This is a genomic window from Fontimonas sp. FW305-C-3 (assembly GCF_058783185.1).
This window is the reverse complement of the sequence record NZ_JBYSYK010000002.1, coordinates 1-13313: the sequence shown is the minus strand read 5'-3', so window position 1 is coordinate 13313 and position 13313 is coordinate 1. Positions and strand designations below refer to the sequence as shown.

Sequence of the window (13313 nt, the reverse complement as noted above, 5' to 3'; positions counted from 1 at the left end):
AGGTTTGACACGCTTCTAGAACGAGCCGGAAGCAGTAGCTCGACGATTTGATCCAAAGTGGCATCGGTAAAAAGGGGCGTAAAGGCTCGTCAGTTTTGACCGCGCTGGGGATTTGACGGGTTTGAAGGCTATATTGACGCATAGATCAATTGACTTTAAGATCAATTCATGGAATTCAAACTACCCCAGAGTCGCCTCATCGACCTACTGAATCAGGTGCACGCTTTCTCGGGCATGACGGCTAAGGACTTGGCTGCACGGGCAAAAGTTGCCCCAGAAACCGTAAGTCGAATTAGAAACCGCGGGACAGGGGATTTTGCGACAATTGCCAGACTCTTAGATTCCGCGGACGTCGAGCTCAGGCTCGTCCCGCGTAATCAACGATCCAACCCACACGCTCGACTTGATGCTCGAAGTGCGGCGCTTCATGCACTGATCGCTTCCAAATTACTGGACGACCCTGCTTGGATAGATCGCAAAGTCATCCCCAACATTCATCGATTCCGAGTCACACATCGCGACTCTGGAACAGAAGCCCTACTTAGGCAGTGGGAAACAGCCGCGGAGGAGGGAGTTATTTCCCTGGTCAAGCTTTGCCTCGAAAATTCTCCTCGCGGCCAACAACTGCGACAGACGTCTCCGATGACGGGAATTTTGACGAGCGAAGAAAGGCGGCAGGTCTATGAATCGTTCGCAGCTTGAGCATTTGATACGCGCCTGCGGCGAGTTGGCCGAGGGCGACGAATTCGTGATTGTCGGAAGTCAATCGGTTCTCGGAGCCATACCGAATCCCCCCGAAGTGCTGGCCAGGTCAATGGAAGCGGACATTTACCCAGCAAATCTCAAGACGCAGGATGCTGAAGAGATCGAAGGGGTGTTAGGCGAAATGTCACCCTTCCACGATAGTCACGGTATTTATGCGCAGACCGTAGATTCGAAGACAGCAACCCTTCCACGCAACTGGCGATCGCGCGTCGTAATCGTGGCCAACGAAAACACTGGCCGCGGGCGCGGCTTGTGCATCAGCCCCCACGACCTCGCCATGGCGAAGTATGCAGCGGGGCGGGAAAAGGATATTGAGTTCAACCTTGAGATGGCTCGGCATCGCATAGTCGACAGAGAGGTACTTGAAGGCTTGGTCGACGAGATGCCCGTGAACGACGAATTGCGATTGCTAATTCGCCAGAGAATTGCATATAGCTTCGATCCAAAATTGAAAATGACGGACGGTGCGACAGATGAGCCCCGACCGGCACCCGGTCCGACGAAGCCCGCAGGCCATTTAAAGCGAGGGCCTTCGCATGGATGACGCCCATGGCAGGCTCGAACGCACCATACGCTACGGCCACTGAAACAGGGCAGGTCGCGTCCAATCGATCTCACCGTTGTGCTGAAAGCGAATTTCCCATAAATGGCATTCCGCCGACTCGGCGTGGTTGGGAACGCCGAACGCGGATTGACCTGTGTATTGAGATTGAGCGTCAAAAAGTGGCAGGGGCTTTCCTACGCCGAACGCGCCCCTAGAATTCCTGCAAGTTGCAGCAATCCTGGCAGGGGTTCCTGGTTCTTGGCTCCGGGATCGAATGCAGTCGTACGCGCCTGATCAAAGCGCCGACGGTCTATCCGACCCAAGTGCTGAAGTTCTCGAATCCGTTGTCTCCGATCCAGTCGTAGACCTTGCAGAACTCGGCTAGCTTAAAGAACTGCCCACGAAACTTCTGCGGGACTGCCTCCGAACGAAACGACGATGACCCGTCGATGCGCGTGTACTCTTCCCATTGCGTGCTCGCGCATTCCCATAGGGTGCAGGTTAATCCCGAGTCGGAAAAGGAAACACCGACGTATTCCAAGGGGTTGGGGCCTTTGATTTTCGTAGTGCCATCTTTACCCTTAATGCCATTGATGTGAACGCCAAAGAGATGCTTTCCAGCCTTGAAGCTCTTAAGAATCTCGTATCGAACCCATGGTCTTTCGTACGTACGAGATCCGATCAGAACACAGGTGTTCGACGTCCCGTCTAAGCCGGCATTAATCAGTCGTTTGAGCGCCAACTCGCCCTGAGTCTGTGCGGCCTCCCAGATCGAGCGATCGTAGTAACCTGAAATCTGCCGATCCGCCTTGGTCACCCAATGCTGTCTCACGACGTTGGCGCGAAAGTCAGCCACATCGCGATAATCGAAGCTAAAGAAAACTTTCTTGGCCATGGCAGATTCCGGATCCTGAAATCACAAACCGTGTCTTCACCAAATGTTTCGGAGAAGTGACCCGTTATTAGAATCCTTCGGTTGCCAAGCTCCTAGGGCACCGTCGTTTGCTCGGTCAATGCGCCGGTAGAGATCCAGATACTCAGATCCGTGCGTCGTGTAGCCGTCCGAAGTAGGGACTATTAGCAAGGAGTCGATTGGCTTCACGCCATCTGCAAATCCGATTTCCCAGGGGCACCAACGCGACGACATTGAGTTCGCGGTGGCAAGAAACAGAAACAGGTTCAACGTTCTGATCTTCTGCTGAATTCGAGAAGCTGTGTTGCGATCGGGAATTTCCGGCATGCTGGAATCCTCCCAATCGACATAAATCTTTAGTTCTGCTTCTTCAAAAGCCTGAACGAGACCGCGCACGAGTTCATGATCTTTGTGGCTGTGGCACAAAAATGCTGTCCTCGCGCCGCCAGTCGAAGCCTCGACCAAGCTGCGGAAACGAGGGCGGATGTTACGTCTAGCGGCCGCACGAAGATCGTTCTGATTAAGCGCCATGCATATCCTTACTTGTAGAGGAAAGCGGTTGTACGTGTGTTTAGGTCATCTTTCGACGGCCGGCCGTCTTTATCCATCCGGCGATGTTGTCCGAAATCGTGGCGTAGACATCCTTGCTGCTTGCACCGCCGGGGTCGTGTAGTTTGAGATGCTGACTTAGGACCTCGCCGTTGTTTAGATTGATGCCATCGAACGGGTTGTCACCCGCCTTGCTTGGCTGCCTATTGCTATCAAGTAGCTTATGCACGCGAATGCCGAGCACTGGGATGCCGCTGTCCCAAGCTTTACAAATCTCACGAGTCACCCAAGGCCGTTGTGCGGTTTCCGCGCCAACCAATACGATCAGGCAATCGCAACCCTTCAATTGCCGATCAATCCAGGTTTCGATGGCGGAATCGCCGCCCTTTTTGACGGTTTCCCATGCGTTAGGTTCCAATGGCTCGTCACCTTCGAGCACACCGATTTGTCGAACTGTCTGCGTTCGCCAGGCATCTCCGTTGAAGTGGAAACTGAAGAAGACTTTGGGCTTTTTCACGCTCATGGCTTTCTTTTCTCTGCCTTTGAAAAATGTGGCTCGGGTTCCAGCTCCCCGAGCGTCCTAGCAAACAGCCCGACGTAGTCGACAAAGTCGCCTCCGGGATCGCTGAAATCTGGAAACTCCGCTCCAAGCCGACCAGCGGCACCTCCGGTCGATCTAAGAACGACAGGAGAAGCCTGTGGTTGGAATTCTCTGAACAGAGCGAACTCATCTTCGATTCCCCGTTTGCCGCCGATGAAGATGCCAGCCGCGAATCGGTGCTCGGTGAGCATCTGCTGTCGCATCTTTAGCAGACTGGTTTCTCTATCATCACTTTTGTCGACGTCAGTGACAGTTCCGAAGGTTCTATTCTCCGGCGGCCGCATCTCCTCTGGGAAATGCAGTGATTGGTAAAGATGGACAGCCTTCAGGGGATCGACTTCGAGATTGACGCAGGCCGCCCAGATCATCGGTGTAATGGCAGGGTGGCCACCCCAAACGATCTTTTGTGTCCGCAGAGTTACGATGCACAAAGCGCGAACAGCCGCGAGTATGCGCAATGGGTCGGCGTCTCCATATTGCGGGTCTGAGGGCTCGGGTACGCCTGCGGAGAGGAAGATAGAGCTCATGCGGCGTCATCCACCCAGGTCGACAAATCCCACCGCGCTTTTCCGAGCTTGAGCCAGCGCGCTGCCTTAACTTGTGTTCCAATCCAATCTAGGTGCTCTTGCCAGCCCGGCGCTATTCCGCATTCGTCGTAAACGACGGCTCTGGAATCGGACTCACCCTCAATAGTGGTCACTAATTGGAGGTGCTCCGCCGTGGGGACCCCCACAGATGGAAAAATAAGAACACGATGCTTGTCGGGCACCTCGATCACAACGGTTCGTCGTGGACCCAGTCCGAGAAAGTGCCCCCCGACCCGTTGAGCACTTAAGGTCAGTGTTGTCACCATATTCACCGTCCGTAGCGCTAGGCCTTTACTACGCGCCTGCTCAATCAGAAGCCCGCAGCGTGCCAAAGCTTCGTCGGCCAGCCGCGACTTTGCGGCGTTCACGAAGTCAGCGTCGGTGAATTCCAGCGAGAGGCCAGAGATGCTGCGCGGGTGGCGAGGGACGCCTGGCCAAGCCAAACGAACAGGAATAAGGTCTTTAGCAAGAGCCTTTCCAAACTCCATACGTGTCCACTTGCTTTCGAAATAGGTCGGCGTATCGAGCATCACCAGCGCATCGCAGTCGCTAAGTCGATGCCAGAGGTGCTCTTGAAAATCGACGCCAAACGGGACGGCGTGGGTATCAACAAAGACGTCAAAATGTCTCGCTGACAAGGTCTCGAAAAGCTGCAGCGCAACCTCCCTCGACTCGTCTCGACGGTAGCTTAGAAAGACTCGTCGTTGTCGCGGCAATAGACCTAACACTTCCAGCACGGCGGCAGCGAGTTTCTCTTGTTTAGGGTCAGAAGCACTCAAATCTATTGCATTGATTGGCCTTAGACACTCCGGAATCTCCGAGGCGACTGCTGCGTAACTGGAGACGACTGGAAGCACAGCAACGCCATTCCTCATCAGCTCCTTAAGCTTGGCGGATTGATCCGGAGCTCCAGGGGCGCCGAAATACACTACAACCGCCGCATGATCTTGGGGCGGGGAAAACGACTCGCTTTCAGGCGTCAGAGCCAATTCCTCGGCGAGTCCGAACTCACCGATCCTTGCGAGAACCGTGACTTTCAAAGCGTCTAGTACTGATGCCGGCGGGACGCCCATTATTCCGATGTGATACAGGGGCATTGTCTTACTAGGGCTCCTTATGGATAGCGGTTGGAGAGTGGCGGGTTAAGCAGGGGGCGGCGGCATCATTTACATCCCGATGTACCCTTCTCGCTCCTGCAGCGCGAGCCCGCTGAAATGTCGCGGAGTGACGCCTACATCAGCACGCACACCCCGGTCCTACGTGGCAGGTATAGCTGCGTGAAATGCAGGAATCACCGCAGGGTTTGCCAGTCGAACATACCCGGCAACAGGACGATCCGCCGCCGCCACCAGAAGTTGAGCCCCCGGTTGTCACCGTGAAAACGCCATTGATGCCGCCGATGGTGAGTGTTGTATCGACCGTGGTATAGCTACTCGACGACGAGGTGCGCCGCACGCAGACAGTCTGGCCATTATTGATGGTGCTGGCCGCCGACATGAATGTCGACGTGCAGCCAATCGAATAGGCTCCACCGCTGCTCACACTGATCGGCGATGCGGCATCAATGCCTCTCACGGTGATCGTATTCGAAACCCGTAAGCTGTTGGTTGGTAAGAAGTTCTGCGCTGTGAAGCTGAAGGCATCGGGCGTTGTGTCGGCGCTCAACGTCGTCACTGCAAATACGCCTTTGACGCCGCCGATGCTGAGAGTCGTGTTAGTGGTGGTGTTTGCACTTGAAGACGAAGTGCGCCGCACGCAGACGGTCTGGCCATTGTTGATGGCGCCGACCGCCGTCGTAAATGTTGCCGTGCAGCCGATCGAGTAGGCTCCGCCACTACTGACACTGATCGGGGATGCGGCATTGATGCCGCTTATGGTGATCGTGTTCGATTTCCGCGGGCTATTAATCGGCACGTTGGTCTGCGCCTTAAAGCTGAAAGCGTTGGGCGCGGTGTCTTTGGCCCCTGTCGTCACCGCAAACACGCCCTTGATGCCGCCAATAGAAAGGGTAGTGTCGACGGCGGTGTTGGCCTTCGGAGACGAGGTGCGCCGCACGCAGACGGTCTGACCATTGTTGATGGTACCAACCGCCGACGTGAATGTTGCCGTGCAACCAATCGAATAAGTCCCGCCACCAATGACGCTGATCGGGGATGCGGCATTGATGCCGCTCACGGTGATCGTGTTCGACTTCCGCAGGCTATTCGTCGGCACGTTGGTCTGCGCCGTAAAGCGGAAAGCATTAGGCGTGGTATCTGATGCTGAATTCTTGCCGTCGACGCTGCGCAGTCCGGTGTTGTTTGGGTCGAGCCAAGCCTTGAGCTGTCGATTGGATGCCGAGCCCGCCAGCCACTGGGTGTCGAGGCGCGCATAGAAGTCGGGCCGATTATTGTCGACGGTGCCACTGCAGGCGGCGGAGCCGCCAGACAAAGTGCCGACGATCTGGTGGTCCTGATTCCACAGACCTGAGCCTGACGAGCCTTGCTCAGTTGTGCCCTGCTGCCACTGTGTAACCTGCCATGCAGGAATGTCCGGGCCGCCGTCTTCGATTTGAACTGTGCTTCTTCTTAGAGGTCTCGTGAATTCGCTGATTTTCTTAGCGTCGCCTGACGGGTGATGAATACTGATGCCCGTCAAGCCGCCGGCGCCGCTGCTGTCCCATCCTGCAAAGTAGACATTGAACGCGCTACTCGGTGGGTTCGATAGTTCCAGCAACGTAAAGTCGGTCTGGCGGTCATCTGCGCGCAGGATTGTGCCAGTCTGGTTCTGAGTATCGCTGGCGTTTTCGATGCCATTGCATGAGCTGTTTTGGAAGCTCCAGTAAACGACTACACCCGACGCTGGGCTGCCACTCTCACCGATGCCGCAATGATCAGCGGTCAGGATGTAGGGCCTGTTGTCCTGTCTCAGATTGTTGATCAACGTTCCAGAGCAGACACCTACGGAGTTACCGTACGGGATCTGTAACTTGACCGTTGCCCGAATTTCGTTGCGCCAGTCATTTCCTAGACTGCATGCGGTGTTGATGTTGCACGCGCCACTATCACCGAGATCGCGCGCGTTCTTGTATCCATGCCCCAGCCGGGCCAACGCCAACTGCACCCGATCACGCGTGCCGATCGGCGTCTGGAGTTCGATGACTGCCATTTCGCCGGGGACCAAAGCAGTCCACAGACTGCTTTCGGCTGAGTGGTTGCTGCTCGTGTACGGACCTTGGACGGCTTCGCCATTGACGTCGTAGATCCACAGCTCAGCGCCTGCCGGTAAGTGAAATTCGCCAAACTCCATCAGCAGTGACAGCGCACCAGCGGAATACACTCGGGCGCGCCAGCGATCGGTCCTTGCGTCAATCTGATCCCAGACGCCGCCGTCGAGGCCTACCGGAAGCGTCGCCGTCACGGCGAAGATGGCTGGTCCAGCGCCTTTGTGCTCCTGCGTTTGCTCGATGGCCTTGGCAGTGATTGCCTCGGGGACGACATGCAACGGCAGGTCGTCGAGCCGGCTCAGGTCTGGTGTCAGCGCATATGCTGAAGCCGGCAGCAGAAAAAGGGCAGCAAGGAAAGGCAGTTTGCGCATCAGCTCGCTCCAGCGGGTTTTTCGGGCCTGGCCGCCGACATTAAGTAAAAGTTCGAAACTTTCCGCCTTCGCTTTCGCCGCCGGTCGCCTGTGTCCAATTCTCGTCGTCAGCGGATTCGATTTCAAACTGCATCGCCTATTTGCCACAGAAAGCATCCTCTGGAACCTGTCCGTATGGTCAGCTGTTCTGTAGATTGCGACCTGGGTACCGTAACTTCTGGGGGTATTCCGAGTGCAGGTCAAATCGACATAGTGGATGCAAAATTTCCCTTTACCGAATGATCGATCGTGCGAGCGATGGACAGTTAAGTCCGCTGGGCGCTGTGGGGCAGTTCCCGGTCTCTTCTCATAGAGGGCGTGCTTAGGCCAGTACGCGGGCTGCCCGCGCGGCATGGTCTGATTTGAAGTGCGGAGACTGGGGCTCGCGCAGTCCGCGCGGCTGATCTAAGTTGTGTCGGGGAACTCGTGGCAAACAAGAGCCGAGCGCTTCTCTCAGAGCGCAAGGCTATCTATCGGTTCCCACAACACCAAAACCTACGCGAAGAGCATTTTCAGATGAAGCCTGAAAGAACTTCAAAGCTTACGCCGTTCCTTAGATATTTCCTGGGATCACTCATCGTATTGTTCTCCGTCGTATCCGTGAGTGCCCTGCTACAAGGAAACTTCAAATTATCTCTAGCCGTATTTCTCGTTGGAGTGGCTCCTCCGACCTACATCATTCTTACGTTGCTCTTCTTCGAGAGATTTAAAGTCGATATTCCTGAGAACAAAAGTACCAGAATGGGCATCGGACTGATGCCAACTTTAATTCGAGAATTCGATAAAAAGCATCCGGGTTGGCCTGCCTATCTAGTGAAGTACGGATTGGGTGGAATGCTGATACTGATCGTTGTTCTCAGGCTTATCGATGTTCTCGATTAACCATTGAGGTCGGAATGAAGTTGGTTCCCCGTTCACCAGTTCAATAGAGAAATCGCGAGAAATCATAATGAGTGCCACACAGACTTTGGAGATCGGCGTAGTATTTTTAACCGTGGGCGATGGCGTCACCACGGATTGGCAGAATCAGTCGAACATCCGGAATCTGTCCGATGCGGGCCAATTGATTTCTGCTTTTGGGATTGGGATAGGGTCGACGATTGCCCTAGCGCCGGCATCGGCCCTCCTAACAAGCGCTGTGATCATTACCGACATTCAAAGTGGCGAGCGAGTTAAGCCTGGTGACGTGCTCGCGGTGACTGGAAATGTTGTGGCGATCGTCGGAGCCGTCGGCATAGGCATCGTGGGGGTCGCGATCGCTCCTGAGGTTGCTGCGTTGGTAGGCGCGGTCGCGTTGGCAGGCGTGTTCTTTGACACGGAGTTTGGCTCAGAAATCGCGGATTTAGCTGTCGATCTTACGGCCGATCTATTTGAGCTGATGGGGAACTCCACTCCGTCGGAATACGAATATGTTGAAGTGATACAAGGAGAGAATGGCGGAATTAGCGGAGGAGGCAATGGAGATAACGGTGGTGGGTCAGGCGATGGAGACTCAGAAGGTTCCACCGGCGGCGAAACCAGTGGGGGTGGAAACACGGGTGGTGGCGAAACTGGTGGGGGTGGAAACACGGGTGGCAACGAACCAATCGAAGGCGATGGTGACATCAACGGAGCCGAGATTGAGGCGATTCTTGAGCTAATTGAGCATTCATTTGATCCGAACAACAACGATGGGATAGATGACTGGGACGCGGACGAGAACGGAATTCCGGACTACATCCAGCGGCCGTTAGAGCTGTCTCAGGATGCTTTTGCAGACGCCCTAATTTGGCGTCGACGCGTGGATCCTCTGGTATTGGATCTGGATGGCGACGGAATTGAGACGCTCGCCGAAGTGGGCAGCGCTGGGGTTCGATTTGATCATGATGGCGACGGAATCCGGACACCCACAGGCTGGATATCTCCAGACGACGGGATATTGGTTCGCGACGTCAATGGCAACGGTCAAATTGATAGTGGCCGAGAGCTTTTCGGCGATCAGACCGTCGTTGGTTCTGGAGGGCTGGCGTCAAACGGGTTTTCTGCGCTGAGAGCGCTGGACAGCAACAGCGATGGACGGATTGATGCGTCAGATGCCTTGTTTGGCAGCCTTCGTGTTTGGCGCGACCTGGATTCAGACGGTGTAAGTGATGCAGGCGAGCTCCTAACTCTTGATGAGCTCGGTATCCAGTCCCTCGGCCTTTCTCATGACACCCAAGTCGTCACCTTGAGCAATGGGAATCAAATTGCCGAGGACGGAACGTACATCACTGCCGATGGTAGTGAAAGAGTTTTGGCGGATGTGAACTTCCGGGTGAGTCATGTCGATCGAATTTTCACTGACACCATCCCGCTGACCGAAGACGTTGCCGAGCTAAACATCGCCAATATCCGCGGTGCCGGCGTAGTTCGTGACCTTCTAGAAGCAGCAAGCCTGTCCCCGGACCTGGCAGCACTTCTTACTCAATACACAGCTGCAACCACTCGCGATCAGCAATACGCGCTGCTCGACCAGATGCTGGGCCTATGGGCCAACACAGGGCACGGTCAAACCACGGCTCAAGGCGTCCAGCAGGCGCAATGGGGGCTGGCATTTACCCAGAGCGCCGGGGTTGTGCACAGTGCAGGTACAACCTTTGATCGCCTTGTCGCGCAGCTATCGATTCTCGAGCTATTCAACGGACAGTCGTTCTACGAGCTCAGGACGTCTCAGATGGCAAGTGGGCCGGGAGGGCAACCTAGCGGTGGTGGTGGCGGAGGCGGCGGTGGTGGCGGAGGAGGCGTAGCGCTACGCCCAACGATTACTCTGTCGGTAGAGCAAGTTGCTTTGCTTGAACAGGCTTACTCGCAGCTCGCTGACTACGTTTACCAAAGCCTGGTTCTTAGTACGCGCCTGAGACCGTATGTAGAGTTGATCGACATCGCGACAGACGCTCAGGGCAGAGCCCAAGTTGATTATTCGGCGCTCACCGCACAACTCACCGCTCAGTTCGCAGCTGACCCCATCATTGGGGCAGCAGACATCCTAGACCTGACTAGTGCAGTTGAGGGCATGAGCGCAGGTGGTGGCTGGGATGGCTTCCAGCTTCTTGGAACCTTGCTGCAAGGCGTACAACCCTCGGTAGAGCTTCTGACCTTGCTTCGAGAGTATGGATTCAGAGTTGCGCCTATTGCGGGCGGAAGAGTAGACGGCACATCGAACGACGACATTCTTCTTGGTCGCGCAGGCGCGGATCAGCTTTACGGCAACGACGGTAACGATCACGTTGACGGTGGTGAAGGCAATGACCTTCTAGAGGGCGGCGGTGGCAACGACACCCTGGACGGCGGCGCTGGCAACGACACGATTCGCGGCGACAATGGAAACGACACGCTCTTTGGCGGTGCCGGAAATGACCGGCTGGAGGGCGAGTCTGGGAATGACCGCATTGACGGCGGCGCCGGCAACGACACGCTGAACGGCAGCACCGGAAACGACGTGTACGTGTTCGGTCGCGATTCCGGACAGGATACGATTTCGAGCTATGACACCGGAGTCGGTCGCCTCGATGTCGTCGAGTTCGGGGCTGACGTTCTGGTTTCCGACGTTACGTACCGCCGTTCGGGCAACAACTTGATAGTCGCAATTACCGGAACGACCGATTCGCTGACTATTAGCAACTATTTCAATGGAGACGGTACAGGCGCATACCGCATCGACCAGTTCCGCTTCGCGGATGGCACGATTCAAGACGTCACGGCGATCAAGGAGATTGTTCAGATCCCGACCGAAGCGGCGAACACGATCTATGGGTACGGCACCGTCGACACGATCAGCGGCCTGGGCGGCAACGACACGATCTATGGCTATGGCGGCAACGATGTCCTGAGCGGCGACGACGGTGATGACCTCCTGGAGGGTGGCGAAGGGAACGACACCCTGAATGGAGGCGCCGGAAACGACACACTTCGTGGCGATAACGGAAACGACACGCTCTTTGGCGGTGCTGGAAATGACCGTTTGGAGGGCGAGTCTGGGAACGACCGTATTGACGGCGGCGCCGGCAACGACACGCTCAACGGCAGCACCGGCAATGACGTGTACGTCTTCGGTCGCGGATCCGGTCAGGACACGATCACCAGCTACGACACCGGCGCCGGGCGCCTCGATGTCGTCGAGTTCGGGGCTGACGTTCTAGTTTCCGACGTTACGTACCGCCGCTCGGGGAATAACCTCCTCATTGCGATCGCCGGGACGACGGATACGCTGACGATCAGCAATTATTTCGACGGTGACGCTGCGGGCGCATACCGCATCGACCAGTTCCGCTTCGCGGATGGCACGATTCAAGACGTCGCGGCGATCAAGGATATTGTTCAGGTTCCGACCGAAGCGGCGAACACGATCTACGGGTACGGCACCGTCGACACGATCAGCGGCCTGGGCGGTAACGACACGATCTACGGTTATGCCGGCAACGATACCCTGAGCGGCGACGACGGCGATGACCTTCTGGAGGGTGGCGACGGAAACGACACCCTGAACGGCGGCGCTGGCAACGACACGATTCGCGGCGACAATGGAAACGACACGCTCTTTGGCGGTGCCGGGAATGACCGGCTGGAGGGCGAGTCTGGGAATGACCGCATTGACGGCGGCGCCGGCAACGACACGCTGAACGGCAGCACCGGCAATGACGTGTACGTCTTCGGTCGTGGGGCAGGTCAGGACACGATCACGAGCTATGACACGGGGGCAGGGCGTCTCGATGTCGTCGAGTTCGGGGCTGACGTTCTGGTGACCGACGTCACATATCGCCGTTCCGGCAATAACCTGCTCATCGCTATTGCCGGTGCGACGGATACGCTGACGGTCAGCAATTACTTCGACGGTGACGCTGCGGGCGCATACCGCATCGACCAGTTCCGCTTCGCGGATGGCACGATTCAAGACGTTGCGGCGATCAAGGAGATCGTTCAGATCCCGACCGAGGCCGCGAACACGATCTACGGGTACGGCACAGTCGACACGATCAGCGGCCTGGGCGGCAACGATACGATCTACGGCTATGGCGGCAACGATACCCTGAGCGGCGACGACGGCGATGACCTCCTGGAGGGTGGCGAAGGGAACGACACCCTGAATGGAGGCGCCGGAAACGACACACTTCGTGGCGATAACGGGAACGACACGCTCTTTGGCGGTGCTGGAAATGACCGTTTGGAGGGCGAGTCTGGGAACGACCGTATTGACGGCGGCGCCGGCAACGACACGCTGAACGGCAGCACCGGCAATGACGTGTACGTGTTCGGCCGTGGGTCAGGCCAGGACACGATCACGAGCTATGACACTGGGGCAGGGCGCCTGGACGTTGTCGAGTTCGGAGCTGATGTCCTGTCGACCGATGTCACGTACCGTCGCTCCGGAACCAATCTGATCGTCGCTATCGCCGGTACGGCCGATACGCTGACCGTCACTAATCACTTCTCTGGAGACGGAGCTGGTGCGTATCGCATTGATCAGTTCCGTTTCGCAGATGGAACAGTTTTGGTCTACGACGACGTCTACGTGCTGACGGTTGGAGGCACCTCGGGTGCCGATACGCTCCATGGCGAGAGCACTGAAGATACGCTGAGGGGCCTGGGCGGCAACGACACCATCTACGGCTACGGCGGCAACGATACGCTTTATGGCGATGACGGTGATGACCTCCTGGAGGGTGGCGAAGGGAACGACACCCTGAATGGAGGCGCCGGAAACGACACACTTCGTGGCGATAA

General features: G+C 56.5%; 9 protein-coding genes. 3 read left to right on the top strand and 6 right to left on the bottom strand.

Annotated elements, in window-relative coordinates:
• Positions 1–682 precede the first annotated feature (682 nt).
• Positions 683–1309 (top strand): DUF6036 family nucleotidyltransferase, encoded by a 627-nt coding sequence (locus AC3WUF_RS06290; protein ID WP_492423609.1) that lies wholly within the window; start codon positions 683–685, stop codon positions 1307–1309.
• Between the two features lie 310 nt (positions 1310–1619).
• On the opposite strand, the gene AC3WUF_RS06285 is transcribed toward AC3WUF_RS06290, so the two are convergent.
• From AC3WUF_RS06285 to AC3WUF_RS06260, 6 genes are all read right to left on the bottom strand, one after another.
• On the bottom strand, positions 1620–2204 hold the full coding sequence (locus AC3WUF_RS06285) for a TIR domain-containing protein (RefSeq protein WP_492423607.1): 585 nt from the start codon (positions 2202–2204) through the stop codon (positions 1620–1622).
• 36 nt (positions 2205–2240) lie between these two features.
• A complete protein-coding gene (locus tag AC3WUF_RS06280; protein WP_492423605.1) occupies positions 2241–2753 on the bottom strand; it encodes a toll/interleukin-1 receptor domain-containing protein in 513 nt (170 codons plus the stop codon).
• 40 nt (positions 2754–2793) lie between these two features.
• The gene (locus AC3WUF_RS06275) at positions 2794–3294 is read right to left on the bottom strand and encodes a TIR domain-containing protein (protein WP_492423603.1); all 501 of its coding nucleotides are present in this window, start codon (positions 3292–3294) and stop codon (positions 2794–2796) included.
• The gene (thcA, locus tag AC3WUF_RS06270; protein ID WP_492423601.1) at positions 3291–3899 is read right to left on the bottom strand and encodes a Thoeris type III anti-phage system protein ThcA; all 609 of its coding nucleotides are present in this window, start codon (positions 3897–3899) and stop codon (positions 3291–3293) included. The genes AC3WUF_RS06275 and thcA overlap by 4 nt, the downstream gene beginning before the upstream one ends.
• Positions 3896–5056, bottom strand: a complete 1161-nt coding sequence (thcB4, locus tag AC3WUF_RS06265) for a Thoeris type III anti-phage system protein ThcB4 (protein ID WP_492423599.1) — start codon at positions 5054–5056, stop codon at positions 3896–3898. The genes thcA and thcB4 overlap by 4 nt, the downstream gene beginning before the upstream one ends.
• A 139-nt stretch (positions 5057–5195) precedes the next feature.
• Positions 5196–7661: a trypsin-like serine peptidase gene (locus tag AC3WUF_RS06260; RefSeq protein WP_492423597.1), complete on the bottom strand. Its 2466-nt coding sequence runs from the start codon at positions 7659–7661 to the stop codon at positions 5196–5198.
• A 339-nt stretch (positions 7662–8000) separates the two neighbouring features.
• Between AC3WUF_RS06260 and AC3WUF_RS06255 the strand changes: the two genes are divergently transcribed.
• A complete protein-coding gene (locus AC3WUF_RS06255; RefSeq protein ID WP_492423595.1) occupies positions 8001–8456 on the top strand; it encodes a hypothetical protein in 456 nt (151 codons plus the stop codon).
• 67 nt (positions 8457–8523) lie between these two features.
• Positions 8524–13313 (top strand): calcium-binding protein (locus tag AC3WUF_RS06250; protein WP_492423593.1); only part of this gene is annotated, 4790 nt, incomplete at its 3' end.